Here is a 26,623-nt window from a genome sequence, read left to right as displayed (position 1 = left end):
GGGGATGGAGGTGGTGTCTGCCCCTCTTTTTTGCTTTTCCGGGGACTCACCCCCCCCCCCCCCCCCCCCCCCCGACGGTCCGCTCCGGTCGAGGACCAGCCCGACGGCGAGGCTCGACAGGAGGCGGACGGCGGCACCGGATCGGTGCGCGACGCACCGGCCGGCCCGGTGGCCGGGCGGCGGTGCGCGCGGGTCAGGTCAGGCGCGGTGGGCGTCCCGGCCGGCCAGGGCCGGGCGCCGGACTCGCGGACGGGACACCTGCAGGAGGCCCCGCGCGGCCGGCGCGACGGCCACGTCGATCAGGGCATGCGTGAACATGACGGCCAGCGTAATGACCGGCCGTCCGGCCGGCGACGGAATTCCCGGCCTCAGAGGTCGAGGGTGCGCCCCGCCCGACGCGCGGCCTCGGCGGCGGCCAGGATCTCCACCACCTCCCGGCCGAAGCGCACGTCGCAGCGGTGGTCCCGGGTGCCGGCGTCGATCTCCTCGACGAGCTGGTCGATCGCCGTGCCGAAGGCGGTCAGCGCACTGCCGTCACCCGGCGGGACCGTCTCGGTGCCGTTCTCGCCGAAGAAGACGAAGTCGCGGGTCATCGCCGCACGCGGCGCGTCCAGGGTGAGCGAGAGCGCGCTGGTCGCGCCGCCGTCGTGGGTGAGCAGCAGGTGCACCAGGCCGCTCGGGCCGTCCATCGCGGCGACCCGGGTCACCCGGCCGAGCACCGGCAGGACGATCGACAACGCGTGCGGGCCGATGTCCCACAGGGCGCCGTGCTCCCGCCGCCACTGCGAGTCGCCGTACGGGTTGCCGGGCTGGTAGATCGAGGCGAACATGGTCGCCCGCGCGTGCAGCCAGCCCCCCGCCGCGGCGGTCGAGGCGAGGAAGCCCGTGATGTTCGGGTGGAACCGCTGGGTGAAGAAGACCACCGAGGCGACCCCGGACTGCTGCGCGGCGGCGACCACCCGGTCGGCGTCGGCGAGGTTGAGCGCGAGCGGCTTGTCCAGCAGCAGATGGCGGCCGGCGATGGCGGCGCGTACGGCGATGTCGGCCTGCACGTCCGGCGGGAGCGCGACGGCCACCGCGTCGCACGCGTCGAGCAGCGCGTCGACGTCGTCGTACGCCGGCACGCCGTGCCGGTCGGCGAGCGCGGCAGCCCGCTCCGGGTTGCGCCCCCAGACCCCGACGAGGTCGGCGCGCGGCTGCGCGTCGATCGCCGCGGCGTGCGTCTCCGCCGCCCAGTGGCCGGTGCCGAACAAGCCGAACCGCAGCACGAGGTACCCCCGGGTGTCGTCCCCCGCCGCGGTGACACCGCGGCCGTGATCCACGCTAGTCGCCGGCCCGCCCCCGCGCAGCCGACGTGGCCGGGACGGGCCGGCCGCGCCGGTCCGACGGCAGCGACAGCGACCGGCCGACCCCGCGAACCCGGCACCCGCTCCCGGGATCGCCCGGGGACGCCCCCGCCGACGTCGTGAACGGGGGCCAAATCCGCCCCACGCCGGACGACACGGCGCACCTACACCGGCACGGGCACCGACCGGGCCGACGGCGAGTACTACGACGGTTAGTAGGCTGTGCCGGTGACCGAGACCGGGACCGGATGCCCCCGATGACCAGCGCAGCCTCAACCGCAGCGCCGGTGGACGGGATCCTCGCGACGGCAACGATCGTGCTGTCGCTCGTACTCGCGCTCTGGAGCCTGGTGGCGGCGGTGCGCCACCGCGCGCCGGACCGCCTCCAGTTCGTCGGCCTCGCGGTCCTGGAGGTCGCCCTGCTCGCGCTGGCCGTGATGGCGCTGGTGGCGCTCGGTGGTGGCGACCGGCCGGGCGAGCCCGGCGCGTTCTTCGGCTACCTGGTGACGCTGGTCTGCCTGCCGCCGCTGGCCTGGGTGCTGGCGAAGATGGAACCGACCCGCTGGGGCTCGGCGATCGTCTGCGCGGTCTGCCTGGTGCTGCCGGTGGTCGTGGTCCGGCTCCAGCAGACCTGGGACATCGCCGGTGGCTGACACCGGCACGTCGGCGCCGACGACCAACTCCGGGCCGGGACGGCTGCTGATCGCGGTCTACATCCTGTTCGCGATCGCCGCGACCTCGCGGGCCACGCTCCAGCTCGTCACGAAGTTCGACGAGGCGCCGGTGGCGTACCTGCTCTCCGCGCTCGCGGCGCTGATCTACATCGTGGCCGCCGTGGGGCTCGCCCGGGCCGGGCACGCGGGCCGCCGGGTCGCGCTCGCCTGCTGCTCGGTAGAGCTGGTCGGAGTGCTCGGCGTCGGCGTGCTCAGCCTGGCCGACCCCGAACTCTTCCCGGACGAGACGGTCTGGTCGGGCTTCGGCAGCGGGTACGGCTACATCCCGCTGGTGCTGCCGGTGCTGGGCCTGCTCTGGCTCTGGCGCACCCGCCACACCACCCGCTGACCCGCACCGCCCCGCACGCCGAACCGCCGCCCCGCACCGCCCGCTCGGACGGCCGAGGCCCGTCCCGCAGGCCGGGGCCGCCGAGGCCCGTCCCACGCCCGAACGCGCCGGCCCCCCGGCCGCACGCCGACTCGCCGGGGCCGGCGTCCGCGTCCGTCCCCGCGTCAAGCCCGCGCCGGCGTTCCGCCGGCGTCCGGCGTCCGGCGTCCGGCGTCCGGCGTCCGGCGTCCGGCGTCCGGCGTCCGGCGCAGTTTCACGGAAAGAGTGGCCATGGAACGCGGAATGGCCACTCTTTCCGCGAAAGAGTGGCCATTCGGCGCACGCGGCGCGGCGCACGCGGCGCGGCGCACGCGGCGCGGCGCACGCGGCGCGGCGCACGCGGCGCGGCGCACGCGGCGCGGCGCACGCGGCGCGGCGCAGGTGGCGCGGCGGCGGGCGTGGGCAACCGCGGGCGCGGTGCACGCGGGGGGGGCGGGGTCAGTCCTTGGGGCCGCCGGCGACGTAGATGACCTGGCCGGAGACGAAGGACGCCCCCTCGCTGGCCAGGAACGAGATCGTGTGCGCGACGTCCTCGGGGCGGCCGGGGCGACGCACCGGGATCTCGGCGGCGGCGTGCTCCTGGAGCGCGGAGAAGTCGACCTTCATCCGGGCGGCGGTGGCGGCGGTCATGTCGGTGACGATGAAGCCCGGCGCGACCGCGTTGACGGTGACGCCGAACGGGCCCAGCTCGATGGCGAGGGTCTTGGTGAAGCCCTGGAGACCGGCCTTCGCGGCGGAGTAGTTCGCCTGCCCCCGGTTGCCCAGCGCGGAGGTGCTGGACAGGTTGACGATCCGGCCCCACTTCCGCTCGACCATGTGCTTCTGCGCGGCCTGGCTGAACAGGAACGCGCCCCGCAGGTGCACGCCCATGACCGTGTCCCAGTCGACGTCGGTCATCTTGAACAGCAGGTTGTCGCGGAGCACACCGGCGTTGTTGACCAGCACGGTCGGCGCCCCCAGCTCGGCGGCGACCCGCTCGACGGCGGTCTCCACCTGGGCCCGGTCCGAGACGTCGGCGCCGACGCCCAGGGCGCGACCGCCGGCGGCGGCGATCGCGTCCACCGTCTCCTTGGTCGCCGATTCCTCGATGTCGACCACGGCGACGGCCATGCCGTCGGCGGCCAGCCGGTGGGCGGTGGCCGCGCCGATGCCGCGCGCGGCTCCCGTCACGATGGCGACACGGGGCTCCTCCGACATGATTACCTCCCGGTAACTTGGGCTCGATCGAAGGAGCTTAACCCAGCGGCACGGCGGCCGGTCCCGGCCTCAGAAGGCGGCTCCCCGGCACAGCCGGATCCAGCGGTAGCCGTAGCCGGCCAGCTTGAGGCTGTCGAGCTTGCCCACCTCGCCGTAGCCCCGGTCGGTGAGGACGTCGATCGGCAGGTCCGCCTCCGGGGCGAGCGAGCTGAGGTCGACCTCGACGTCCTCGGTGCCGAGGTTGTGCAGGAAGACCATGGTGCCGGTGGGTCCGTCGGCGCGGTGCGCCAGCACTCCCGGCGGCATCGGCACGTCGATGTGGGTGGTGGAGCCCGAGCCGATCTCCGGGGCCTCGCGGAGCGTACGGATCATCCGCTCGAACCAGGCCAGCAGCGACTTCGGATCACTGCGCTGGGCGGTCACGTTGACCTTCTGGTAGCTGAGGTCACCCTTGTCGATCACCGGCCGGACGAGCTTCTCCGGCTCGGCCGTGGAGAACCCGGCGTTCTCCTTGTACGACCACTGCATCGGTGTACGGATGGCCTGCCGGCCGGGCAGCGACAGGTTCTCGCCCATGCCGATCTCCTCGCCGTAGCGCAGCACCGGCGTGCCGCGCAGGGAGAACTGGAGCGCGTACGCCAGCTCGACGCGCCGGCGGTCGTTGCCGAGCATCGGGGCGAGCCGGCGGCGGATGCCCCGGTCGTAGATCCGCATCTCCTCGTCGGGGCCGAACTCGGCGTACACCTGGTTGCGCTGTTCGGCGGTGAGCCGGGAGAGGTCGATCTCGTCGTGGTTGCGCAGGAAGGTGGCCCACTGGCCGCCGGTGGGCAGCACCGGGGTGTCCCGCAGCGCCTCGATCACCGGCTCCGGGTCCTGCCGGGCCAGGGCCAGCATGAGCCGCCCGTTGAGCATGAAGTCGAAGAGCATGTGGATGCGGTTGCCGGAGCCGGAGCCGTCGCCGAAGAAGGTGGGGAGCTGGTCGGGCTCCACGTTGGCCTCGGCGAGCAGGACGGCGTCGCCGCGACGCCACTGCACGTGCTGGCGCAGCTCGGTGAGGAACTCGAAGTCCTTGGGCGAGTTCGGGTTGCCCGGTTCGGTCAGCTCGATGATGAACGGCACCGCGTCCATCCGGAAGCCGGAGACGCCGAGCTGGAGCCAGAACGAGACGATCTTCTTGACCTCCTCGCGGACCTTCGGGTTCGCCATGTTGAGGTCGGGTTGGTACTTGTAGAACCGGTGGTAGTACCAGGCCTTCGCGGTCCGGTCGTAGCTCCACGTCTCGTGCTGCTCGCCGGGGAAGACCATGCCCTGGCGCCGGTCGTCCGGCTCGTGGTCGGACCAGACGTACCAGTCGCGGTAGGGCGAGTCGGGCGAGGAGCGGGCGGACTGGAACCAGGGGTGCTCGTCCGAGGTGTGGTTGACCACCAGGTCGATGATCACGCGGATGCCCCGGTTCTGCGCCTGGTGCAGCAGCTCGGCGAAGTCGCCGAGGGTGCCGAAGCGGGGATCGACGTTGTAGAAGTCGGTGACGTCGTAGCCGTCGTCGCGGTTGGGCGACGGGTGGATCGGGTGCAGCCACAGGCAGGTCACCCCCAGCCGTGCCAGGTAGTCGAGCCGGCCGATCAGCCCACGGATGTCACCCACCCCGTCGCCGTCGGAGTCCGCGTACGTGTCGATGTCGAGGCAGTAGACGACAGCCTCGGAGTACCACCTGTCACCCATGCCGACCTTATGTCTCCGATCGGCCGCCGCGGCAAACGCGAAGACCCCCCGACCCCGCGCCCGGACGCCGATGATCCACTTTGTTTGTGGCGTGTCGCGGTCTCCCGGAACAGGGACACCGCGACACGCCGCAAGTGGCGTCGATCATGACGCCGGCGCCGGTGGGTACGGTGCCGGCATGGTGGAGCACGCGGAGGAAGCACTCAGGGACGTCGGCTGGAACGCCGGCGAGTGGTTGCACGCCCCCGTCCGGGTGACCCGGGCCGACAACGGTGACCTGCTGGTGGAGCCGGGCGCGGAGACGGACTTCTGGCGGCACACCAGCTACGGCTTCGTGCACGACGACGGGCCGGCGCTGCTCGCCCCGCTGCCCGCCGGCAGCGCCGTCGAGGTGAGCTTCCGCTTGGCCTACGGCGAACAGTTCGACCAGGCCGGGGTGCTGGTCCGGGTTGACGAACGGAACTGGGTCAAGGCCGGGGTGGAGGTCAGCGACGGCCAGCCGCAGGTGGGGGCGGTGGTGACCCGGGAGGTGTCGGACTGGTCGGTGGCCCCGGTGCCCGAGTGGTCGGGGCGGGAGGTGAGCGTACGGGCCAGCCGGGCCGGCGACGCGCTGACCGTCCGGGCCCGGGTGGCCGACGAGCCGTGGCGGCTGGTCCGGCTCGCCCCGCTCGCGCCGGAGGCGGCGGCGCTGGCCGGGCCGTTCTGCTGCTCGCCGACCCGGGGTGGGTTGACCGTCCGGTTCACCGGCTGGCGGCGGGGGCCGGCCGACCGCGAGTTACATCCGGAGCACTGAGCACGAGATCCGTGGGCGCGGTCACCGCGAGGTGTGGTCGGGGGCTGCGGGGGTACCACCTTCCGATCTCCGGCAGCTCCGCGGAAGGACGCCCATGGCGTATGCCCAGAACGTCGACCCGAACCAGTTCAGCGGGCTGACCGGGTGGGTGGCGGGCGTCATCGACTCGCTCGGCGCGCTCGGGGTCGCCTTCCTGGTGGCCCTGGAGAGCATCATCCCGCCCATCCCGAGCGAGATCGTGCTGGCGATGGCCGGCTACCTGGCCAGTGCGGGCCGGTTCAACCTCGTGCTGATCGTGCTGGCCGCGACGACCGGCTCGCTGGCCGGGGCGCTGGTGCTGTACTGGGTCGGCGCGGCCCTCGGGGAGGACCGGCTCAAGCACTGGCTGGACCGGCTGCCCCTGGTCGACCTGGACGACCTGGAGAAGGCCGACCGTTGGTTCGAGCGGTACGGCCGCTGGGCGGTGCTGATCGGCCGGGTGGTGCCGGTGGTCCGCAGCCTGGTGTCGGTGCCGGCGGGGGCGAACCGGATGCCGATGGGCGAGTTCGTCCTGCTCACCACGCTGGGCAGCGGGGTGTGGAACTCGCTGATCGTCGGCCTGGGCTACGCGCTCGGTTCCCGCTGGCAGGACGTGGACCGGTACAGCAGCTGGTTCAACTACGCGATCTTCGTGGTCTTCGCCTTCATGATCGTCAGTTGGGCGATCAAGAAGGTGCGCCGGCGGCGGGCCCGGCGGGAGCGGGAGTCGGTGACCTCCGGCCGCTGACCGACGTCCGTCCGGCGTGGCGTCGGCCGGGCCGCCACCCGGAGGTGACGACCCGGCCGGCGACCGTCAGGGCAGGGTGGCCAGGTGCGGCTTGACCGTGCGGGCGAAGCCGTTGCCGTTACTGACGTCCCAGTTCACCGACCAGGTCATCGCGCCCCGGATGCCCGGGTAGGTGCGCGGCGGCCGGAAGCTGCCGCAGTTGGTGCCGCGTGCCAGGCAGTCCAGCGCGGCGTTCACCACGCTCGGGGCGACGATGCCGCCGCCGGCCGCGCCGGGCCCGGCGGGCAGGCCCAGGCCGACCTGGTCCGGGCGCAGGCCGTTCTCCAGTTGGATGCAGGCCAGCGCGACGATGAAGTTCACCGTCCCCTGGGCGTACGCGGCGTTCTGGTCGCAGCCGAGCATCGCCCCGGAGTTGTAGAACTGCGTGTTGACCACGGTGAGGATGTCCCGGATGTCCAGCGCGAGCTTGAAGTAGCCGGCGGCCGGGTTCTGCATGTCGATGGTCTGCGGGGCCATCGCGATGATCAGCCCCGCGCCCACCTTCGCCCGCAGCGCACGCAGGGCCTGGGCCATGTACGTCGGGTTCAGGCCGTTCTCCAGGTCGATGTCGACGCCGTCGAAGCCGTACCGCCGGATCAGCGCGTGCACGGTGTCGGCGAAGGCGGTGGCCGAGGCGGCGTCGTTGACCGCGACCCGGCCGGCCTCGCCGCCGACGGAGAGGATCACCTTCTTCCCCCGCGACCGCAGGGTCTGCACGTCGGCGGTGAACTGCGCGTCGGTGTAGCCGCCGAGGGAGGCGGCGAGCCCCGGGTCGACGGCGAAGGTGACGGCGCCGGGGGTGGTGGTGGCCTCACCGAAGGCGACGGCCACGATGTCGTACTCGCTCGGCACGTCGCGCAGCCGCAGTTCGACGGCGGGGTTGTCGAAGTTGTGCCAGTAGCCGGTGAGCAGGTGCTTCGGCAGGTCGCCGGTGGGCGGGGGCGGGGTGGTGGTCGGCGGGGGCGTGGTCGGTGCCGGGGTGGTGGGGGTCGGCGTCGGGGTGGTGGGCGTCGGGGTCGGGCCGGTCCCGCCGCCGCAGGGCGCGCCGTTGAGCAGGCAGTTGGCGGGTACGCCGGAGCCGCTGGCGAGGAAGCCGAAGGAGACCTGGGCGCCGGGGGCGACGGTGCCGTTCCAGGACCGGTTGGTGAAGGTGTGCCGCTGGCCGTTGCTGGTCAGCAGGGCGTCCCAGTAGGTGCCGAGGGTGGTGCCCGCGGGCAGTTCGAAGGAGAGGGTCCAGCCGGTGATGGTGCTGGTCCCGCCGTTGGTGATGGTGTACTTCCCTTCCCAGCCGCTGCCCCAGTCGGACGTCCTGGTGAAGGTGGCGGTGGGCCCCGCCGCGTACGCGGGCAGCGCGACCCAGACCGCGCCGATGGTCGCCGCGAGCGCGGTGACCAGGGAGATGAGCAGTGAGCGGGAACGCGTCATGCGACCCTCCGGGGGAGATGGAGATCCATGGCTGTCGACACCGGCGCCCCATTATTAAGACTGTTAACTGTTTCTGTCCAGAGGGTGGTCCGGGCCCTCCCCCCACAGGTGCGACGACGGGGAGGGGCCCGGACCGGCGACGGCTCAGCGCCGGAAGGTGAACCAGTTGACGTTGACGAAGTCGGCCGGCTGGCCGCTGGTGAAGGTGAGGTAGACCGAGTGCCGGCCGGTCACGGTGGAGACGTTGCCCGGCACCGAGCGCCAACTCTGCCAGCCGCCGGTGTTCGCGATCGCGAAGCTGCCGATCGGCGGGGCGGTCGGGCTGTCCAGCCGCACCTCGACCAGCCCGCTCACCCCGGCCGCGGCGCCCGAGGCCACCCGGGCCACGAAGTCGCGCGGCCCGGTGCCGCCGAAGTCGACGTTGTCGTAACGGACCCAGTCGCCGTTGCGCAGCGCGCCGATGTTCTGCCCGCCCTCGACGCACGCCTCGACGATCACCCCGTTCTGGGCGTCGAAGGACTCGGCCTGGACGGTCGCGTACGCGTCCCGCACCCCACCCGGGGGCGGGGTGGTCGGCGGCGGGGTCGTGCTCCCACCGCCACGGCGGTAGACGGCCACGTAGTCGACCAGCATCGGCCGGCCCGGCACGGTGGCCGAGGTCGGCGTGGCGGACCCCGCGACCCCGTTCGGGAACGCGCCGCCCATGGCGACGTTGAGCAGCAGGAAGTAGCCGCCGTGCCCGGTCATCTGGGTCCAGTACGGCTCACCGACCCGGGTCTGGCTGACCGTGTGGAAGAGCTGGCCGTCGACGTACCAGCGCAGTTGCTGGGGGCTGACGGAGGCGTCCCACTCGAAGCGGTAGGTGTGGAACGCCGACTGGCAGGTGGCGCCCGGGCAGGCGCGGGAGGCGCCGATGCCGTTGAACTCGTCGCACGGCCCGCCGGGGGCCACGCCGCAGTGCAGCACGCCCCAGACCGAGTTGATCCCGTTGACGTTCTCCATCACGTCGAACTCGCCGATGCCCGGCCAGTTCTGGTAGTTGCCCCGGTACGGCGAGCCGAGCGCCCAGAACGCGGGCCAGTACCCGGCGGCCTGCGCGCCGGTGACGTTCGGCATCTGGATCCGACCCTCGATCGCGAGGACTCCCCCGGCCGGCGGCTTGAAGTCGGTGCGGACGGTCTCGATCCGGGCCGACGTCCACCGTCCACCGGCGTCCCGCAGCGGGGTGATCCGCAGGTTCCCGGCGCCGTCGTGGGCGAGGTTGGCGGTGCTGGCGGTGTAGGTCTGGATCTCGCCGGTGCCCCAGTTGGCGGGGCCGCCCGGGTAGCTGGTGCCGGTGTCGATGATCCAGTTGGCCGAGGACGGGAGGGTGCCGGACGCACCGGTGAAGTCGTCGCTCCACATCAGGCTCCAGCCGGCGGGCGGCGGCGGGACGGCGGCCTGGGCGGTGACCGTGACGCCGCTCAGGACGGTGGTGACGGCGACGGCCGTGGCGGCGAGCGCCAGTCGCCGCCGGGACCGGCGCGGGACGGTGGGGGCGGCGGACGCCGCCGGGACAGGGCTCATCGGGGTTGCCTCTCGACGGGGACGGGTGAGAGAGCGCTCTCTGGGAGCGTTTTCTACGCGCCCGTCCCCGCCCTTGTCAACGAGCGTCGATGCCTTCCGGCCGGGAACGGCGCAGCACCACCTGCTCCAGCACGGTCCACGCGGTGGTGGTGACCAGGTAGAGCACCGCCGCCAGCGGCACCACCAGCGCCACCGGCACCACCCCGTACGGCAGCAGCGGCACCAGCCGGCCCAGAACGGCCGCCCCCGGGCCCTCGGTCGGCGTGCCGGCCACCGTCCCGGTCGCCGCCAGGGCCCGCTTCGCCCGCCGGGACAGCGCCCGGGCCAACCCGAACAGCGCCACCAGCAGCGCACCGAAGACCGCCACCACCGGCCCGGAGAGCCCGTCGCCGAGGTGCCAGCCCAACGGCACCCCGGCCAACGTCTCGTCGAGCAGCCCGGCGCTGCCGTCGCCGGTGGCGAAGAGGCGGTACATGACCAGGAAGAACGGCGCCTGGAGCAGGGCCGGCAGGCAACCCGCCACCGGCGACGCGCCCGCCCGCCGGTAGAGCGCGAACAACTCCTGCTGGAGCTTCGCCGGGTCGTCGGCGTACCGCTGCTGGAGCCGGCGGACGTCGGGGGCGAGCTTCGCGCGACGCCGCTCCCCGCGGACCTGGGCGAGGGTGAGCGGCGAGATCAGCAGTCGGACGGCGACGGTGAACAGGACGATGGCGGCGGCCGTGGCGGCCCCGCCGGCAAGCGGCGCGAGCACGCCGGAGAGCCAGGTGACGGCGGCGCCGGCGGCGCCCACCGCGTCGTGCACGGGTGAGAAGGCGAGCATGGGGTGACCCCTCGGTGGCGATTCCGGACGTCCCAACGGGACGGATGGCGACGGAACCGGTCGGGGCGGCGGCGCGGGGTCAGCCCGCGGCCGGACGCCACCCGACCGAGAGGACGAGACCGGGCGCCCGGGGCCGGGGCCGGCCCGCCGCGTCCGGATCGACCTGGCGCGGCACCCCGCGGCGCCGGGCCCGCTCCCGCAGGCCGGCGGTCCACCGGCCACCGCGCGGCGCGCCGCCGCACAGCCGGGGCCGGGCCGCGACCAGCGCCGCGAGCAGCAGCGCGGCCACCAGGGCCGCACTGGCCAGGAGCTCGGCCGGACGGTCCGCGAGCAGCGTCAGCGCGGTGAGCGCGTACGCCCACCGCCCCGCCACCGCCATCAGCAGACCCGGCACGGGACCAGCCTATGGCCCGGCGTCCACCGGTCGGCCGGATCGCGACACGCGGCGACGCGCCGCAGCCGAGTTTCCGACAGTCGCCACCCTGGGTAACCAGAGCCCGACCGACCCGGACGGCCCGTGGTCGGCGGGAACGGACGGTGGTGGCAATGACCAGCCAGGTGGCGGAGGTGACGCCGACGAACCCGGAGGGCACCGACCTGCTGACCGTCGGCGTCGAGGAGGAGTTCCTGCTCGTCGACCCGCACACCGGGGCCGCGGTGCCCGCCGTCGACTTGGTCATGGAGCAGGTGCCGCCGGAACTGCGCGGCCAGGTGGAGCGGGAGTTCCAGACCAGCCAGATCGAGATCGGCAGCCCGCCCGGGCTGGAGCTGAGCTCCATCCGGCACTCCCTCGGGGTGCTGCGCGCCGCGCTGGCCGACGCCGCCGAACGGGCCGGCGTACGACTGCTCGCCATCGGCACCGGCCCGGTGGACGGCCCCGTCCCGCCGGTGGTCGACAAGCCCCGCTTCGACCGGATGATCGAGCGGTTCCGGCTGCTCGTGCCCGGCCCCGGCAACAACGGCATGCACGTGCACGTCGGGGTCCCCGACCCGGAGACCGGCGTGCAGGTGCTCAACCACGTCCGCTCCTGGCTGCCGGTGCTGCACGCGGTGACCACCAACTCCCCCTTCGCCCGCGGCGAGGACACCGGCTACGCGAGCTGGCGCTCGGTCGAGTGGGAACACTGGCCGTCGGTCGCCCCCACCCCGTTCCTGGAGTCCCACGAGCACTACGAGCGGCTGATCCGGCAGCTCATCGCCAGCGGCGTGATGCTCGACGAAGGGATGCTCTACTGGTACGCCCGACTGTCGGCGAAGTACCCGACGGTGGAGCTGCGCATCGGCGACGTCTGCCCGTCGGTCGACGACGCGGTGCTGGTCGCGGCCCTGGTCCGGGCCCTGGTGGCGACCGCCCTGACGGACATCGCCGAGGGCCGGCCGGCCGTCAACACCGACCACCACCTGCTGGTCGCCGCGCACTGGCGGGCGGCCCACGACGGGTTGGAGGGCGACGGCGTCGACCTGGGCAGCGGCGAGCTGCGCCCCGCCTGGGAGCTGCTGGGCCGGCTCGTCGACCGGGTCCGCCCGGCCCTGGAGGAGCACGGCGACCTCGCCGAGGTCACCGACCTGCTCGGCGGGTTGCGCCGGCACGGCAGCGGGGCCGCCCGCCAGCGGGCCGTCTTCGCCCGCTCCGGCCGGCTGGAGGACGTGGTGGCCGACGTGGCGCGACAGACCCGTGGCTGATCCTTCCGTGGAAGACTGGGCACCGTGGCGCAACGGCTGATCGTGATCGGCGGGGACGCCGCCGGGATGGCGGCGGCCTCGCAGGCCCGCCGTCGTCGGGGCCGCGACGACCTGGAGATCGTCGCCTTCGAGCGGGGGCACTTCACGTCGTACTCGGCGTGCGGCATCCCGTACTGGATCAGCGGTGTGGTCGAGGACCGTGACGCGCTGATCGCCCGCGCCCCGCAGACCTTCCGCGCCGACTACGACATCGACGTGCGGCTGCGCACCGAGGTCACCGGCATCGACCTCGACCGCCACGAGGTCGTCGCCCGGGACCTGGAACGCGGCGGCGAGGTGCGCGAGCGGTTCGACACCCTGATGTACGCCGCCGGCGCCGTCCCGGTCCGGCCCGACTGGGCCGACGGTGACGTCGCCGGGGTCTTCGGCGTGCAGACCCTCGACGACGGCGCGGCGCTGCGCGAATGGCTCGACGCCGAGCCGAGGCCCACCTGCGCGGTGGTCGTCGGCGGCGGCTACATCGGGGTGGAGATGGCCGAGTCGCTGATCAAGCGGGGGCTCTCCGTCACCCTGGTGGAGCAGGCCGAGCAGCCGATGTCGACCGTCGACCCGGACATGGCCGGGCTGGCCACCGACGCGATGCGCGAGGTCGGCATCGACATCCGTACCGGAGTGGAGGTGACCGGCCTCGACGAGCGCGACGGACGGGTGTCCGCGGTCGTCACCGCCGGCGGGACGCTGCCGGCGGACGTCGTGGTCCTCGGCCTCGGGGTACGCCCCAACGCCGCGCTCGCCGAGGCCGCCGGCCTGCCGCTCGGTCCCACCGGCGGAATCCGGGTGGACCGGCGGATGCGGGTGGCCGGGGTGCCGGACGTCTGGGCGGCCGGCGACTGCGTGGAGACGCTGCACCTGGTCAGCGGGCTGCCCGTGCACGTCCCGCTCGGTACCCACGCCAACAAGCAGGGCCGGGTCGCCGGGATCAACATCGGTGGTGGGTACGCCACCTTCCCCGGCGTGATCGGCACCGCCGTGACCAAGGTCTGCGACCTGGAGGTGGGGCGGACCGGCCTGCGCGAGCGGGACGCCGCCGCCTCCGGCTTCGAGTTCGTCTCGGTGATCGCCGAGTCCACCAACCGGGCCGGGTACTACCCGGGGGCCCGCCCGATGACGATCAAGCTGATCGCCGAGCGCCCCACCGGCCGGCTGCTCGGCGCGCAGATCGTCGGCCGCGCCGAGGCGGCCAAGCGGATCGACGCCCTGGCCGTGGCGCTGTGGAACGGCATGACGGTGGACGAGATGACCGCGCTCGACCTCGGCTACGCCCCGCCGTACGCGCCGGTCTGGGACCCGGTGCTGATCGCCGCCCGCAAGGCCGTCGACGCCCTCGCCCGCTGAGGGTCTCCCCCCGCACCCTGTCGGTTGTCCTGACGGGTGCGGATGCCGGGAGACGACGCGTCGGGGCTCGACTGGTTGGTCTTCGAACAGTCGGGGGTGCTGAGCTGGAGCCAGGCCGTGCGCGAACTCAGCCCGGGCAAGGTACGTCACCTGCTGACGACCGGCCGGTGGGAGCGGTTGTGCCGGGGCGTCCTGCGTGTCGGCACCGGCGAGTACACGGTGGAGCAGCAACGATGGGCCGCGGTGCTGGCCGCCGGAGAGGACGCGGTGCTGGCGGGTCTCGCCGCCGCCCGGGCCGGCGGACTGCGCGGGCGCTGGGGGTACGACGCCGTCGACGTGCTGGTCCCCTACGAACGGCAGGCACCGGACCTGCTGCGTCGGTTACCGCTGGGCATGCCCGCGGTGCGGGTGCGGCGGACCCGGCGGCTTGCCGACGTCGACCGCCAGCGAGGCCGGCCCGACCGCACCACCATGGCCCGGTCGCTGATCGACGCGGCGCAGTGGATGCCCGGGGACGACCGGGCGCAGAGCGTGCTCGCCGCCGGGTGCCAGCAGCGGCGGGTCACTCCGGCGGAACTCGACGCGGCGCTGCGACGGTTGGCCCGGCCCCGACGCGCGGTGCTGATCAGACAGACCATCGCCGACCTGGCCGGCGGGGCCGAGGCGCTCTCGGAGATCGACCTCGTCCGGCTGTGCCGGCGGTACGGGCTGCCTCGCCCCGAGTTGCAGGAACGACGGCGTGACGCCGACGGGCGGGTGCGTCACCTCGACGCGTACTGGCGGCGGTGGGGCCTGCACGTCGAGGTGGACGGGGCGCACCACATGGAGGTCCGCCACTGGGCGGCCGACCTGCGGCGGCAGAACCGGATCTGGATCGACGGCGACCGCATCCTCCGCTTCACCGCCTTCGACGTCCGCCGCCGACCGGACGAGGTGGCCGGGCAACTCCGTGCCGCGCTGACCGCCGCCGGCTGGCGGCCCTGAGGTCGTGGCGGAACCGCACCCGGCCCCACGGACAGGTGGTCGTTCGTCCAGGATGGTCGGATGGAGATTCCCGACCGGTTGTCGTGGGTGCGCAGGGTGCCGGCCGGGCGGGAGTGGCTGGCGGTGCTGCCCGAATGGCGTGACGAGTGTGCGCGGCGTTGGTCGCTGCGGCTCGGCCCGCCCTTCCCGTACGCCTTCGCGTCGCTGGCGATGCCCGCCGAACTGCCCGACGGCACGCCCGCCGTGTTGAAGCTCCAGTACCCCGACCAGGACAGCCTGCACGAGCCGGACGCGTTGGACGCCTGGGCCGGCGACGGCGCGGTACGCCTGCTCGCCCGCGACCCGGAGCGCCGGGCGCTGCTGCTGGAGCGGTGCCGGCCGGGCACCCCGCTGCACGACCTCCCGTCCGACGAGGCGCTGGACGTGGTGGCCGGGCTGCTGCCCCGGCTGTGGCGGCCTGCGGGCACGCCGTTCACCCCGCTCGCCGAGGAGGCGGCCGGCTGGTTGTCCCGGATGCCGGAGAAGTGGGAACGGGCCGGCCGGCCGTACGAGCGCCGACTTCTCGACGTGGCGGTGGGGCGGCTCACCGAGCTGATCGGCGACCAGGGTGAGCAGGTGCTGGTCAACCAGGACCTGCACGCCGGCAACGTCCTCCGGGCGACCCGGGAGCCGTGGCTGGTGATCGACCCGAAGCCGCTGGCCGGTGAGCGGGAGTTCTCGGTGGTGCCGATCGTGCGCGGCGGCGAGCTGGGCCACTCCGCGGAGGCGGTGCACCGCCGGCTGGACCGGATCACCGGGGCGCTCGGCCTGGACCGGGAGCGGGTGCTCGGCTGGACGATCGGCCAGACGCTGGCCTGGAGCCTGCACGACGACACGGTCTTCCCCAACCAGGTCGAGGTGGTTCGCTGGCTGGTCGACGGAGGGTGACGCCGGCGGACCGGACCGGCGACCGGCGACGAACAGGCCGTCGACCGGCACGACCGGCAAGGCCGGGCCGGCGACCGGGCGACCGGCCCGAGCGGTCAACCGGCCTGGCAGGTGGGGCACCAGTAGAGGTTGCGTCCGGCCAGCCCACCCCGGCTGACCGCCGACCCGCAGACGTGGCAGGGCGCGCCGGGGCGGCGGTAGACGTACACCTCGCCGCCGTGCCGGTCGACGCGGGCCGGGCGGCCCATCGCCTCCGGCAGGTGGGTGTCGCGGACCGTGTCGATCCGTCCGTGGGCGACGGCCCGCGTCATAAGCGCGACCAGGTCGGCCCAGAGTGCGTCCCAGCCGGCCCGGGTCAACGCGCGGCCGGGCAGCGTCGGCGGCAGTCCGGCCCGGAACAGCGCCTCGGTGACGAAGATCAGTCCGGTGCCGGCCACCACCGACTGGTCCAGCAGCAGCGCGGCGAGCGGGGTGCCGCTGCGGCGGATCCGCGCGTACGCCCGCTCCGGGTCGGCGTCGGCGCGCAGCGGGTCCGGGCCGAGCCGATCGCGCAGCGCCGCCACCTCGGGCGGGGTGAGCAGCTCGCAGGCGGACGGGCCGCGCAGGTCCAGCCAGTGCCGGTCGCTGGTCAGCCGCAGCCGCACCTGCCCGACCGGCTCCGGCGGCTCGCCGTCGCCGTCGGTGAACCGGCCGTAGAGGCCGAGGTGCACGTGCAGGGTCGCCTCGTCGGCGTAGTGGTGCAGCAGGTGCTTGCCGTACGCCTCGCAGCCGTCGAGGACGGTGCCGGAGAGCCGGGCGGCGCCGTCGGCGAACCGGCCCTGCGGGCTGGCGGCGATGACCTTGTCGCCGGCGAACAGCTCGGCGTGCCGGGCCGCCAGGCGGTGGATGGTGTGTCCCTCTGGCACCGGTCCACGGTAGCCGCACCGACGGCCGGCCCCACGACGAGTGTGGTCGATCACCGCACCGGGTACATCCCCACCGTTACCGCGTGGCTGCCACCGACCCTTCCGAGGGCTCCACGCATCGACAAGGAGGTGTTGTGGTGAACATTCCCTCGCTCTCGCGTCGGCGCACCGAGCCGACGCAGGACACCGACGGCGACGGGCGGATCGACGGACGCGACGGGCAGCCGGTGGTGACCGGCCGGGAGGCCGACGCGGCGACGTACCGCAGCAGCACGTCGGCCACCGCCGGCGAGCGCGACGCCGACGCGGCGCGCCGGGCCGCGGTCCGTGGCGCACCGGCGACCGCGCGCGCCACGGACGACCCGACCCTGCGGGGACCGTCCGGCCGGGTGGCGCCGGTCGACGACGAGCCCCGGCGTACGCGGCCCGGCCGGCCGGCCGACGACGAGGCCCGACGGACCCCGCTGGCCGACCCCACCGTGGAGCGGACGGTCGACCTGGACCGGGACGGGGTGCCGGACCGGGACGAGACCCGGGTGGTCGCCGGCCCGAAGCCCCGGGCCAGCCTGCTGGCCACCCTCGGCCTGATCGTCTCGGTGGCCGGGGCGCTCTTCGTGCTCACCGGCACCCTCGCCGGGTACGGCATCGCGCTCGGCGCGCTCGGCGCGGTCCTGGCCGTCCTCGGTCTGATGGCCACCCGGCGGCGGCACGTGGCCGGCAAGACCGACGCGCTGATCGGCATGCTGGTCGGCCTCGCCGCCGTGGTGCTCGGTGTCGTCGCGATGACCGGGCAGTTCGACTGGCCGACCACCGACGGCGACTGGGTGGCCCGGTTCCGCGAGTGGCTCGACTCACAGTTTGTGGACCGCCTCTGACGGGCACTTTCCCGATCGCCGGTGGGATGCCGGCGACGCCCGAGGGATCTGGTGGTTCACCAGCGGGCACATCCTCTTCCGGGGGCGGCGTTCGCGCCGCCCCCGAAGCATGTCCGGGCCCCGGCGCCGTCGCCGGCGTCGATCATCCACCGGGCCACGAGGGCTAACGTCACCCGGAACGGAGCCCGCGCAACGATTCGTCGGCCATGACCGATCAGACGCAACGATTCCATGCATTACGCAAGCCTCGACGGTGGATGTCGTCGGCCGGTGCCGCATACCGTTGACCAACGGCGCCAGCCCGTGGGCCACGGTGGCCGGGCGCGCCCGACCCCAGGAGCAGGACATGACGATGGACGCCACCAGCCAGCGCTACCTGATGTGCCGGCCGACGTACTTCGCCGTCGACTACGCGATCAACCCGTGGATGGACCCGAGCGCGCCGGTCGACGCCGACCTCGCCATCCGGCAGTGGGAGCAGCTGCGCCAGACCTACCTCGACCTGGGCCACTCGGTCGAGCTGATCGACCCGGTCGCCGGCCTGCCGGACATGGTCTTCGCCGCCAACGGCGGCACGGTGATCGACGGCAAGGCGATGGCCGTGCAGTTCCGCGACCCGCAGCGCGCCGACGAGGCCCCCGCGTACCGCGCCTGGTTCGAGGCCGCCGGCTTCGAGCTGTACGACCCGAAGCACGTCAACGAGGGCGAGGGCGACGTCCTGCTGGCCGGCGACCACCTGCTCGCCGGCACCGGGTTCCGCACCGCGCACGCCTCGCACGCCCAGTTGCAGGAGGTCTTCGGCTACCCGGTGATCACCATGCAGCTGGTGGACCCGCGCTTCTACCACCTGGACACCGCGCTGACCGTGCTCGACGAGCGGACCGTGGCGTACCTGCCGGAGGCGTTCTCCCCCGGCAGCCGGGCGGTGCTGCGCCGGCTCTTCCCCGACGCCGTGCACGCCACCATGGCCGATGCGCAGGTGCTGGGCCTGAACGCGGTCAGCGACGGCCGGCACGTGGTGCTGCCCGCGCAGGCCACCGACCTGGCCGCGAAGCTGCGCGACCGGGGTTACGAGACCATCGGGATCGACCTGTCCGAGCTGCGCAAGGCCGGCGGCGGACCGAAGTGCTGCACGTTGCGACTCCGTCAGGGAAAGGCGAGCAAGTGATCGAGGACATGCTGCGGACTCCGGCCGCGGTACGGGACGCGGAGCGCCACACCGCGCACAACTACCACCCGCTGCCGGTGGTGATCTCCTCGGCGGAGGGCGCCTGGCTGACCGATGTGGACGGCCGCCGCTACCTGGACTGTCTCGCCGGCTACTCGGCGCTGAACTTCGGCCACCGGCACCCGACGCTGATCCGGGCCGCGCACGAGCAGCTCGACAAGCTGACCCTCACCAGCCGGGCGTTCATCCACGACCAGTTCGCCGACTTCTGCAAGGAACTGGCCGAGCTGTGCGGCAAGGACCTGGTCCTGCCGATGAACACCGGCGCCGAGGCGGTGGAGACCGGCATCAAGGTCGCCCGCAAGTGGGGCTACCAGGTCAAGGGCGTCGCCCCGGGCCAGGCCAACATCGTGGTGGCCGAGGGCAACTTCCACGGCCGTACGACCACCATCGTCAGCTTCTCCACCGACGAGGACGCCCGCGCCGACTTCGGGCCGTACACCCCGGGCTTCACGGTCGTCCCCTACGGCGACCTGGACGCGCTGGCCGCCGCGATCGACGAGAACACCGTGGCCGTGCTGCTGGAACCGATCCAGGGCGAGCAGGGCGTCGTGCTGCCGCCGGAGGGCTACCTGCCGGGCGTACGCCGGGTCTGCACCGAGCGGAACGTCCTCTTCATCGCCGACGAGATCCAGTCCGGCCTGGGCCGCACCGGCCACACGTTCGCCTGTGACCACGAGGGTGTCGTGCCGGACATGTACCTGCTGGGCAAGGCGCTCGGCGGCGGCATCGTGCCGGTCTCGGCGGTCGCCGCGAACACCGACGTGCTCGGGGTGCTGAAGCCGGGCCAGCACGGCTCGACCTTCGGCGGCAACCCGCTGTCCTGCGCGGTCGCCACCGAGGTGGTCCGGCTGCTGGCCACCGGCGAGTTCCAGCGCCGCTCGGCCGAGCTGGGCGCACGCCTGCGGGCCGGCCTGGAAGGGCTGATCGGCAAGGGCGTCGTCGCCGTCCGGGTTCGGGGTCTCTGGGCCGGTGTGGACATCGACCCGGCGCTGATGACCGGTCGTCAGGCCTGCGAGCGGCTCATGGAGCGGGGCGTCCTCGCCAAGGACACCCACGGCTCCACCATCCGGCTCGCCCCGCCGCTGGTGATCACCGCCGACGAGATCGACCACGCCGTGGCCCAGCTCGCCGCCGTGCTGGCCGGCTGAGCCTCCGTGCGCGGAACGGGCGCCGGGACCGAGGGTCCCGGCGCCCGTCGCGTTCTGCGCCACGCCCGCAAGAGGCGGCGACGGCACCGTCCGCCGACGGTCGGCACGGTGCCTGCGGCGGGGTGGGTCAGGGGCGGGGCAGCCGCATCGCCATGGTGGGGGCCTCGGCCATCACCGAGGTGGGGGTGAACGGGGCACCGGTGGGCAGCTCGTCGGCCCGGCCGACCTGGACGCCCGGGTAGAGCTCCACCATGTCGGCCCCGGCGAGCACCCGGGACTGCTTGGGCGCGAGCGCGATGCGCTCCGACTCGGTCATCGACCCGTTGGGTCGGATGCCCGAGCCGTTGGTGCTCACGTCGGTCACGATCACCTCACCGACGCGCAGTTCGAGCCGGATGTGGTTGCGGCTGATCCAGCGGCGCGCCTCGTCGTTGAGCCACTGACCGAGCATGATCGCGCCGCTGCCCTCGGGCGCCCGCCCGACCAGCACCGGCTGCTCCTCGGTCAGCACGAACCGGCGGCGGATCAGCCCGCCGATGCGTACCGCGAGCACCTCGCTGCGCGGGCGCGGGCCGGCGTCGGAGAGCCGGGTGCCGTGCCGGGGGCAGGTCGGCGCACCGTTGCGCAGCGAGGGTGGCGGCTGACCGGCCGGAGCCCGTTCCACCCGGGCCAGGTCGGCGAAGGCGCCGCCGCCTCCACCGCCACCGAACAACGCGCAGCCCGGCTCCGGGCAGCGCCACTGCCGGGCGAGCAGCTTCTCCCCGACCGGCGAACGGTCCCCGGCGACCGGCGTCTGCCCGCCGCCGACGTGGGCGACGAAGACCGGCCCGCCCGCGCCGGGCGCCGGGGCGAGCACCCGGCCCGGCTGCTCCACCAGCCAGGGGAAGCGACCGCGCAGGCCGTCGAAGCGGACCCGGGTGAGCACCGGCAGGCCGAGCAGGTCGGCGACCTCCAGCATCCGGTCGCCCGGATTGTCCAGCACCTCGACCAGCCCGTCGTCGGCCCAGCGCCGGACGACCATGCGCTCGTTGGAGGTGAGGTCGGCGTCGGAGAGCAGGGCCCGGTGCACCACGGCGTAGACCGGGACGCTGTCCTCCTCCAACTGCCGGGACAGGGCGTCGATGACCATGCCCAGCCGCAGCAGGCTGGCCGGCCGGCCGCCGTCGAGGTCCTGGTAGCGGATCACCTCGGCGAGGTCCAGGACGGCCCGGGCCAGGGAGGGATCGGTGCAGACCCGCCCCTCGATGGCGTCCAGGACCTTGCTGATCTCGAATCTCATCGGACGCTCCGGACGATGTCGTCGATGTGGCGCGCCAACTCCACGTCACGGTGGGTGACCCCACCGGCGGAGTGGGTGACGCACCGGAAGGTCAGGGTCCGCCACCGGATGTCGATGTCGGGATGGTGGTCGAGCCGCTCGGCGACCACCGCGACCCGGTCGACCACGGCGATGGCGTCGGGGAAGCTGCCCAGCTGCACGGTACGGCCGATTCCGGTCGGATCGCCCGACCAGTCCGTCAGCCCGCCCAACTCTTCTCGCACCGCCTCCGCGGTGAGCAGGTCTGCCATGCCCCGACCCTACCGGGAGCCCCGTCGGCCGGTCGGACGCGTCGGTCCCCACCACCACCCGCGTACGCAGCGTGAGTATCGAGGCCACGATCGGCGACGCGCGGACGGCGACGGTACGGCCGCTGTCGCGCCCCACCGATACGCTGACCGACGGCCCGGCCGGGGCGGGCGCACCGCGTCCCCCGGCCCACCCTTCACGAGGAGACACTCCACGATGAACACTCGACGGCTGGCGACCACGGGGGTCGCGCTCGTCGCCGCGCTGGGTCTGCTGACCGGCTGCGGCAACCAGACCGGAGCGGACACTCCAGCCGCCGGCGCGAGCGCCACCGGCGTCGCCCCGAGCAGCAGCGCCCCGGCGGACCCGCTCGACGAACTGACCGCCGCCGCGCTCAAGCTCAACCAGGACAGCGTCCGGGCCACCATCACCTCGTCCGTGCTCAAGGGCGGCGGCCTGATGGACCCGCGGACCAAGTCCATGGACATGACGATGGACATGGGTGCCCAGGGCAAGGTCCGGATGATCACCATCGGTGACGACGCCTGGATGAAGATCAGCGGCATGTCGGGCGCGCCGAAGCAGTGGCTGCACATGGACGCCACCCGGCTCGGCGCAGGCGGTCAGATGAACCTGATGCCGGACGGCGACCCGGGCGGCGCCAAGCAGATGATCAAGGGGGTGACCAAGGTGGAGAAGACCGGCGAGCGCAGCTTCGCCGGCACGCTGGACTACTCCAGGGCCAAGCCGGACGACAAGGCGATCAAGGCGCTCGGCGCCAAGGCCAAGGCGGTCCCCTTCACCGCGAAGACCGACGACCAGGGCCGGCTGGTCGAGCTGGTGGTCGACACCACCGTCCTGCACCCGGCGGCGGGCAAGCTGACCACCACCTACACCGACTTCGGCGCCCCGGTGCAGCCGGAGAAGCCGGCCGCGGGCCAGACCATCGAGGCTCCCGAGGAGCTGATCAAGGCGTTCGGCGGCTGACCCCGGCACGACGCACGGACGGGGCGGCACCGGTTGGTGCCGCCCCGTCGCGCATGCCGCTCCTCGCATGCCGCCGTGCCGGTCGTGCTCCGCCGGCGGGTCAGCTCATCCGCCCGACCGCCGCCCGCAGTCGGGCCAGGTCACGGCGACGCCGCTCGTAGGTGGCGGCCAGGGCGATCAGCGCCAGCCCGCCGACGGCCAGGAAGATCCATCGGGGCAGCAGGTCCCACCCGCGGACCAACTCGTGCAGGGCGAGCAGGGTCAGGGTGGATCCGCCGAGCACCACCGGGGCCTGCCAGCGGCGGTTCGCCCCGGCGAGGACCACGCCCAGCGCGGCCGCCCCGAGCAGCAGCCGCCGCCACGGTTGGGGATCCGGTGCGACCAGCACCGACACCAGGCCGGGCAGCAGCCCGGCGACCAGCCCCGGGCCGAGCGCGAGCCAACTGTTCAGCCCCGGCCGGGTACGCAGCGCCACCAGGCCCGCGACGAGCGCCAATCCGGCCGCCGGCAGGGTGTACGCCTCCAGCAGCACCACCCCGCCGGCCGCGAGCAACAGCCAGGCGCCGAGCAGCTCGCTGACCCCGGCGATACCCGCGAACGCCCACCGCCCGGCGGTGGACTCGCCCCGGCGCAGCACCCGCAGCGCCACCGCCACGCCCCACAGCACGCAGAGCGCGGCGGCGTGCCGTAGCGCCGGCACGCTGAACAGCAGCGCCACCAGCGCCACCGCCTGGGCCGCCGCCTCCATCGCCCGACCGGCCAGGGCCACCCGCCGGGCCAGCGGCGGGGTGAGGAACAGCACCACCACCGCCACCGCCAGCACGGCGAACCCGGCGGTACGCAGCGGCAGCCCGGCGGCGAGCGACGCGGTCACCGCGAAACCGGTGGCGGCGGCGACCGCCACGAGACTGCCCAGCACCCGCGCCCCGGCCCGCCGCCCGACGGCACCGACCACCACCGCCGCGACCACGAGCAGGGCCAGCCCGGCGAGGGTGCCGGCCCGGGTGGCGAGCAGCCCGGCCAGCCCGGCGAGGGTCCAGAGCACCCCGACCGGCAGCAGGACCAGACCGCGCAGCGGACCCGCACCCGGCCGGGCCGGGGAGGCCGCCGGACCCGCCGGTGCCGCCGAAGCCGGAGCGTCGGCGGCAGCCGCCGAGGTGACGGAGCCGGCCGGACCTGCTGGGGCTGGCGAGCCGATCACAGCCACCGGTGCCGCCGGGGCCAGCGCGACGACCAGCAGCGCGGCGAGTCCGGTGAGGAACACCGCTGCCGGCACGACCGGCCAGGGCGCACCGAGCGCCACCAGCGCCAGCGGGAGCGTGACCGCCCCGAATGCGGCGCCGGTCAGCAGCCGGGTGCCCCGTCCGACAGCGGCCCGTCCGGCGAGGACCTGGGCGGCGACGGCCAGCACCAGCAAGGCCGCCAGCGCGGTCCACGCGCCGGGCAGCGGTTCGGTCGAGGGTACGCCGGACCAGGGCCGCGCCGGCCCGTCGTACGGGGTGAAGACCGCCTCCGCCGTCGCGGGCAGGACGGCGAGCCCGGCGACCACGGTCAGCGCGGCGGCGACCACCCGACCCGGCATCGACACGTCGGTGCCCCGGTCGACGGCGACCAGCAGCAGCGCCGCCGACGCCGCGTAGAGCGCCAGCGACTCGGCCGGTACGACCAGCGGCGCCAGGGCGAGCACGCCGAGCGTCGCGGTGGTGGCGGTCGAGGCGTACCCGTCGAGGTCCGGCCGGTGACGGCGGACCGCGACGAGCACGAGGAGCGTCAGCGCGGCGGCGGCGAACCCGCCCCGGGCCGACCATTCGGGGGCGGCTCCGGCAGCGACGAGCGCGACGACCGCCTGGGCCGGTACGGCGAGCAGCGCCGCGACCAGCGCGAGACCGCCGACGGCGTGCTGTGCCGGGGTGCCCCGGCGGGACAGGGCCGCCGCGGCGAACCCGGCGAGCAGCACGACACCGAGCGCGGCGAGCGTCCCGGACCGGGCGGCCAGGGCGACGAGCAGCCCGTGCCCGGCCAGGGAGGCGGCGGCCAGCGCGCCGACCAGCACGGTCGGGGTCCGGCGGCCCGGCCGCAGGACGGTGGCCAGGAGCACCACCGCGAGGACCAGGTCCACGGCGACGGTCGCCGGCCATGGCGTGGCGGTGACGGCGGGCAGCGCGAACCCGGTCGCCGTCACACCGAGCAGCACGGTCACCGGGCGGGCCGCCCGGGGCAGCAGCAGCACGAACACGGCGGCGGCGGCCAGCACGGCGAGCGGGAGCTGCCAGCCCCAGTCCGGCGCCGAGCCGGGCCGCGCGCCCCGCCACGGAGGTTGCGAACGGGCCACCGCGCCGCCGGCCACCAGGAGGGTGGCGAGCACGCCCACCTGGGCGAGGCCCCCGGCGACGACCAGCGTGCCGACCCGGGGGCCGGAGCGCGCGCCGGCCGGGAGCACCCGGACCGCGCCGGCCAGCGCGGTCGTCACCAGGGCCGCCGCCACCAGCAGCAGGCCCGGGCGCAGTTCGGCGACCGGACGCAGCAGCGCGGCGGCCAGCACCGGCACCAGCAGTCCCGCCGCGATCCGGCGGAGCGTCCGCTCCCCGGCGGCCCACGCCCCGCCGAGCACGACCAGCGCCACCAGCAGCAGCGGCGCCCCGGCGAGCAGCGGCTGCCCGGCGGCCCGTCCCCAGGCGAGCGGCACGAGGGCGCAGCCGGCGGCGAGCAGGGTGGCGGTCCCGAAGCCGAGCCAGGCGAGCACCCGTCCGGCCAGTACCGGACCCGGCACGCGCGGTGCGGCGACCGGCCCCCCGCCGGCCGCCGACCCCCCGCTCCGCGTCCCCGCAGCGGTGGCCGGCGCGCCCACGCCGGCCACCGCCGTCCCCCCGGACGCCTCGACCGCCGCCGTCGTGGCGACGGGTACGGCCGGGTACCGGCGGCGCAGCGCGACCACCACCACGAGGTCGAGCAGCGCCACCCCGAGCAGGACCAGGGTCCACCCGCCGGCGTCCGGCCGGGCCTCGGCCGCGGCCAGCGGCAGCACCGGCTGCACGACGAGCAGCGCCGCGAACCAGGGCACCGTCAGCCGGCTGACCTGAGCGTACCCGGCGGCGACCGCCGCGCTGGCCCCCCCGACCAGCGCGGCGTACCGGGTGCCCGGCCAGGCGGCCGCGCCGAACAGGTCGACCGCCCAGGCGGCGTACCCGTCGAGGACCACCAGCAGCAGTCCCACCGCGGCGAAGGTCTCCGCGGTGCCGCGCAGCCCCCGCCGGGCCGCGACCAGCGGCACGGCCAGCGCGAGGACGGTGAACGCGGCCAGGATCAGCGCCCGGCCGGCGACCCCCACCGCCGCCCAGGCGACGGCGGTGAAGACCACGGCGGCGGTGCCGAGCAGCACTCCACCGAGGACGAACAGCACCCCCTGCACCGTCCGGGTCGACGTCTCCGGCCGCCCGGGCACCACCGGCACCGGCCGCACCGGGACCGGGACGGCCGGCCCCCCGCCGACCGCCGCCGGCACCGGCCGGAGAGCGGGCGCCTGCCGGGGCACCTCCGCCCGGACCCGGGCCGCCAGCTCCGCCCGCCGGCTGCGCGCCGCGTCGAACCGGCCGGAGACCTCCCGGTACGCCTCGCGCGCCCGCTCCACCTCCCGGGCCAGCACGACGATCTCCCGGTCCAGTCGGATCACCTCCGCCGCGGGCGGGTACGGCGGCCGGCCGCAACCGGAACACCCGCGACCGAGGTCGGCGGGCGCCCCGCAGGCGGGGCAGGGGTAGGCGCTGTTCTCCACCCGGCCATCCTCACGGCCAGATGGGATTCCCGACAGAGTGCGCGTACCTAGACGCGGGTGTTCTCGCGCACCCAGGCCGCGTACGCCGGGTCTCCGCACTCCACCCGGCTCACCAGGATCTCCGGCACGTCGTACGGGTGGTCGGCGCGGATCCGGTCGACCAGCGCGGCCACCCGGTCCGGGGCGGTCTTGAACTGCACCGGCCATTCGGTGGCGGTCTCGACCTCGCCGCGCCACCGGTAGGTGCTGTCGACCGGGCCGCCGACCTGGGCGCAGGCGGCCAGCCGGTCGGCGACCGACGCGGCCGCCAGCCGGTCCGCCACCGGACGCGCGTCCACCACCGTCGTCACCACGCAGATCTGCTCCACCAGCGC

The 26,623-nt window shown here is 74.6% G+C and carries 24 protein-coding genes; 12 read left to right on the top strand and 12 right to left on the bottom strand.

What is annotated here, in order from left to right:
* Positions 1-368 precede the first annotated feature (368 nt).
* Positions 369-1,268 (bottom strand): Gfo/Idh/MocA family protein, encoded by a 900-nt coding sequence (locus ACPFP2_RS15225; protein WP_424089892.1) that lies wholly within the window; start codon positions 1,266-1,268, stop codon positions 369-371.
* A 335-nt stretch (positions 1,269-1,603) separates the two neighbouring features.
* On the opposite strand from ACPFP2_RS15225, the gene ACPFP2_RS15220 reads away from it, so the two are divergent.
* Both ACPFP2_RS15220 and ACPFP2_RS15215 read left to right on the top strand, forming a co-directional pair.
* Positions 1,604-1,999, top strand: coding sequence for a hypothetical protein (locus tag ACPFP2_RS15220; protein ID WP_424089816.1), 396 nt, complete (start codon positions 1,604-1,606; stop codon positions 1,997-1,999).
* Complete coding sequence (locus ACPFP2_RS15215) at positions 1,992-2,408, top strand: hypothetical protein (RefSeq protein ID WP_424089815.1); 417 nt, start codon at positions 1,992-1,994, stop codon at positions 2,406-2,408. Before ACPFP2_RS15220 ends, ACPFP2_RS15215 begins: the two co-directional genes overlap by 8 nt.
* Positions 2,409-2,885: 477 nt before the next feature.
* Here the strand turns inward: ACPFP2_RS15215 and fabG are convergent, their stop codons facing one another.
* Positions 2,886-3,644: a 3-oxoacyl-ACP reductase FabG gene (gene fabG / locus ACPFP2_RS15210; protein ID WP_424089814.1), complete on the bottom strand. Its 759-nt coding sequence runs from the start codon at positions 3,642-3,644 to the stop codon at positions 2,886-2,888.
* 69 nt (positions 3,645-3,713) lie between these two features.
* The gene (locus tag ACPFP2_RS15205; protein ID WP_424089813.1) at positions 3,714-5,366 is read right to left on the bottom strand and encodes an alpha-amylase family protein; all 1,653 of its coding nucleotides are present in this window, start codon (positions 5,364-5,366) and stop codon (positions 3,714-3,716) included.
* Positions 5,367-5,544: 178 nt separating this feature from the next.
* Between ACPFP2_RS15205 and ACPFP2_RS15200 the strand changes: the two genes are divergently transcribed.
* Together ACPFP2_RS15200 and ACPFP2_RS15195 are read left to right on the top strand one after the other, a co-directional pair.
* A complete protein-coding gene (locus ACPFP2_RS15200; protein WP_424089812.1) occupies positions 5,545-6,159 on the top strand; it encodes a DUF1349 domain-containing protein in 615 nt (204 codons plus the stop codon).
* 94 nt (positions 6,160-6,253) lie between these two features.
* A complete protein-coding gene (locus ACPFP2_RS15195) occupies positions 6,254-6,925 on the top strand; it encodes a DedA family protein (protein WP_424089811.1) in 672 nt (223 codons plus the stop codon).
* A 66-nt stretch (positions 6,926-6,991) separates the two neighbouring features.
* On the opposite strand, the gene ACPFP2_RS15190 is transcribed toward ACPFP2_RS15195, so the two are convergent.
* From ACPFP2_RS15190 to ACPFP2_RS15175, 4 genes are all read right to left on the bottom strand, one after another.
* Positions 6,992-8,389, bottom strand: a complete 1,398-nt coding sequence (locus tag ACPFP2_RS15190) for a chitinase (RefSeq protein WP_424089810.1) — start codon at positions 8,387-8,389, stop codon at positions 6,992-6,994.
* 144 nt (positions 8,390-8,533) lie between these two features.
* Entirely contained in the window at positions 8,534-9,955 is a 1,422-nt protein-coding gene (locus ACPFP2_RS15185; protein WP_424089809.1) for a carbohydrate-binding protein, read from the bottom strand.
* A gap of 76 nt (positions 9,956-10,031) precedes the next feature.
* The gene (locus ACPFP2_RS15180; protein ID WP_424089808.1) at positions 10,032-10,775 is read right to left on the bottom strand and encodes a YidC/Oxa1 family membrane protein insertase; all 744 of its coding nucleotides are present in this window, start codon (positions 10,773-10,775) and stop codon (positions 10,032-10,034) included.
* Positions 10,776-10,854: 79 nt separating this feature from the next.
* Positions 10,855-11,169 carry a DUF6412 domain-containing protein gene (locus ACPFP2_RS15175; protein WP_424089807.1) on the bottom strand — a complete coding sequence of 105 codons (315 nt, stop codon included), beginning with the start codon at positions 11,167-11,169 and terminating at the stop codon, positions 10,855-10,857.
* A 152-nt stretch (positions 11,170-11,321) separates the two neighbouring features.
* On the opposite strand from ACPFP2_RS15175, the gene ACPFP2_RS15170 reads away from it, so the two are divergent.
* Genes ACPFP2_RS15170 through ACPFP2_RS15155 form a run of 4 tightly spaced genes read left to right on the top strand, consistent with a single transcriptional unit; the run spans position 11,322 to position 15,764 of the window.
* On the top strand, positions 11,322-12,458 hold the full coding sequence (locus ACPFP2_RS15170) for a carboxylate-amine ligase (RefSeq protein ID WP_424089806.1): 1,137 nt from the start codon (positions 11,322-11,324) through the stop codon (positions 12,456-12,458).
* A gap of 24 nt (positions 12,459-12,482) precedes the next feature.
* Complete coding sequence (locus tag ACPFP2_RS15165; protein ID WP_424089805.1) at positions 12,483-13,853, top strand: FAD-dependent oxidoreductase; 1,371 nt, start codon at positions 12,483-12,485, stop codon at positions 13,851-13,853.
* A gap of 42 nt (positions 13,854-13,895) precedes the next feature.
* Positions 13,896-14,837 carry an endonuclease domain-containing protein gene (locus ACPFP2_RS15160; protein WP_424089804.1) on the top strand — a complete coding sequence of 314 codons (942 nt, stop codon included), beginning with the start codon at positions 13,896-13,898 and terminating at the stop codon, positions 14,835-14,837.
* A 60-nt stretch (positions 14,838-14,897) separates the two neighbouring features.
* Positions 14,898-15,764 (top strand): aminoglycoside phosphotransferase family protein, encoded by an 867-nt coding sequence (locus ACPFP2_RS15155; RefSeq protein ID WP_424089803.1) that lies wholly within the window; start codon positions 14,898-14,900, stop codon positions 15,762-15,764.
* A 95-nt stretch (positions 15,765-15,859) separates the two neighbouring features.
* Here ACPFP2_RS15155 and ACPFP2_RS15150 read toward each other — a convergent pair whose 3' ends face one another.
* On the bottom strand, positions 15,860-16,669 hold the full coding sequence (locus ACPFP2_RS15150; protein WP_424089802.1) for an Fpg/Nei family DNA glycosylase: 810 nt from the start codon (positions 16,667-16,669) through the stop codon (positions 15,860-15,862).
* A gap of 137 nt (positions 16,670-16,806) precedes the next feature.
* On the opposite strand from ACPFP2_RS15150, the gene ACPFP2_RS15145 reads away from it, so the two are divergent.
* The 3 genes from ACPFP2_RS15145 to rocD all read left to right on the top strand — a co-directional run bounded on the left by ACPFP2_RS15145 (position 16,807) and on the right by rocD (position 19,923).
* Positions 16,807-17,544 carry a thrombospondin gene (locus ACPFP2_RS15145; protein ID WP_424089801.1) on the top strand — a complete coding sequence of 246 codons (738 nt, stop codon included), beginning with the start codon at positions 16,807-16,809 and terminating at the stop codon, positions 17,542-17,544.
* 109 nt (positions 17,545-17,653) lie between these two features.
* Positions 17,654-18,712 carry a dimethylargininase gene (ddaH, locus tag ACPFP2_RS15140; RefSeq protein WP_424089800.1) on the top strand — a complete coding sequence of 353 codons (1,059 nt, stop codon included), beginning with the start codon at positions 17,654-17,656 and terminating at the stop codon, positions 18,710-18,712.
* Complete coding sequence (rocD, locus tag ACPFP2_RS15135; RefSeq protein WP_424089799.1) at positions 18,709-19,923, top strand: ornithine--oxo-acid transaminase; 1,215 nt, start codon at positions 18,709-18,711, stop codon at positions 19,921-19,923. Before ddaH ends, rocD begins: the two co-directional genes overlap by 4 nt.
* 127 nt (positions 19,924-20,050) lie before the next feature.
* Here rocD and ACPFP2_RS15130 read toward each other — a convergent pair whose 3' ends face one another.
* Positions 20,051-21,202 (bottom strand): FHA domain-containing protein, encoded by a 1,152-nt coding sequence (locus ACPFP2_RS15130; protein WP_424089798.1) that lies wholly within the window; start codon positions 21,200-21,202, stop codon positions 20,051-20,053.
* Complete coding sequence (locus tag ACPFP2_RS15125; RefSeq protein ID WP_197701437.1) at positions 21,199-21,492, bottom strand: 4a-hydroxytetrahydrobiopterin dehydratase; 294 nt, start codon at positions 21,490-21,492, stop codon at positions 21,199-21,201. Before ACPFP2_RS15125 ends, ACPFP2_RS15130 begins: the two co-directional genes overlap by 4 nt.
* 214 nt (positions 21,493-21,706) lie before the next feature.
* On the opposite strand from ACPFP2_RS15125, the gene ACPFP2_RS15120 reads away from it, so the two are divergent.
* The gene (locus tag ACPFP2_RS15120) at positions 21,707-22,477 is read left to right on the top strand and encodes a hypothetical protein (protein ID WP_424089797.1); all 771 of its coding nucleotides are present in this window, start codon (positions 21,707-21,709) and stop codon (positions 22,475-22,477) included.
* A 100-nt stretch (positions 22,478-22,577) separates the two neighbouring features.
* On the opposite strand, the gene ACPFP2_RS15115 is transcribed toward ACPFP2_RS15120, so the two are convergent.
* Both ACPFP2_RS15115 and cutA read right to left on the bottom strand, forming a co-directional pair.
* Positions 22,578-26,249 (bottom strand): SCO7613 C-terminal domain-containing membrane protein, encoded by a 3,672-nt coding sequence (locus ACPFP2_RS15115; RefSeq protein WP_424089796.1) that lies wholly within the window; start codon positions 26,247-26,249, stop codon positions 22,578-22,580.
* Between the two features lie 47 nt (positions 26,250-26,296).
* The gene (gene cutA / locus ACPFP2_RS15110; RefSeq protein WP_424089795.1) at positions 26,297-26,617 is read right to left on the bottom strand and encodes a divalent-cation tolerance protein CutA; all 321 of its coding nucleotides are present in this window, start codon (positions 26,615-26,617) and stop codon (positions 26,297-26,299) included.
* Between the last annotated feature and the right edge of the window lie 6 nt (positions 26,618-26,623).

Source organism: Micromonospora citrea (assembly GCF_049629545.1).
Classification (GTDB): domain Bacteria; phylum Actinomycetota; class Actinomycetes; order Mycobacteriales; family Micromonosporaceae; genus Micromonospora; species Micromonospora citrea_A.
Note: the sequence above shows the minus strand (reverse complement) of the source record. Positions and strands in the feature narration are given on the sequence as shown.

Bases quoted from the DNA above. Each gene is read 5' to 3' on its own strand.
- ACPFP2_RS15125 (WP_197701437.1), bottom strand. From the start codon at position 21,492: ATGGCAGACCTGCTCACCGCGGAGGCGGTGCGAGAAGAGTTGGGCGGG.
- ACPFP2_RS15185 (WP_424089809.1), bottom strand. From the start codon at position 9,955: ATGAGCCCTGTCCCGGCGGCGTCCGCCGCCCCCACCGTCCCGCGCCGG.
- ACPFP2_RS15190 (WP_424089810.1), bottom strand. From the start codon at position 8,389: ATGACGCGTTCCCGCTCACTGCTCATCTCCCTGGTCACCGCGCTCGCG.
- fabG (WP_424089814.1), bottom strand. From the start codon at position 3,644: ATGTCGGAGGAGCCCCGTGTCGCCATCGTGACGGGAGCCGCGCGCGGC.
- ACPFP2_RS15200 (WP_424089812.1), top strand. From the start codon at position 5,545: ATGGTGGAGCACGCGGAGGAAGCACTCAGGGACGTCGGCTGGAACGCC.
- ACPFP2_RS15205 (WP_424089813.1), bottom strand. From the start codon at position 5,366: ATGGGTGACAGGTGGTACTCCGAGGCTGTCGTCTACTGCCTCGACATC.
- ACPFP2_RS15120 (WP_424089797.1), top strand. From the start codon at position 21,707: ATGAACACTCGACGGCTGGCGACCACGGGGGTCGCGCTCGTCGCCGCG.
- ACPFP2_RS15220 (WP_424089816.1), top strand. From the start codon at position 1,604: ATGACCAGCGCAGCCTCAACCGCAGCGCCGGTGGACGGGATCCTCGCG.
- ACPFP2_RS15130 (WP_424089798.1), bottom strand. From the start codon at position 21,202: ATGAGATTCGAGATCAGCAAGGTCCTGGACGCCATCGAGGGGCGGGTC.
- ddaH (WP_424089800.1), top strand. From the start codon at position 17,654: ATGTCCGGGCCCCGGCGCCGTCGCCGGCGTCGATCATCCACCGGGCCA.
- ACPFP2_RS15160 (WP_424089804.1), top strand. From the start codon at position 13,896: ATGCCGGGAGACGACGCGTCGGGGCTCGACTGGTTGGTCTTCGAACAG.
- ACPFP2_RS15170 (WP_424089806.1), top strand. From the start codon at position 11,322: ATGACCAGCCAGGTGGCGGAGGTGACGCCGACGAACCCGGAGGGCACC.
- ACPFP2_RS15180 (WP_424089808.1), bottom strand. From the start codon at position 10,775: ATGCTCGCCTTCTCACCCGTGCACGACGCGGTGGGCGCCGCCGGCGCC.
- ACPFP2_RS15195 (WP_424089811.1), top strand. From the start codon at position 6,254: ATGGCGTATGCCCAGAACGTCGACCCGAACCAGTTCAGCGGGCTGACC.
- ACPFP2_RS15155 (WP_424089803.1), top strand. From the start codon at position 14,898: ATGGAGATTCCCGACCGGTTGTCGTGGGTGCGCAGGGTGCCGGCCGGG.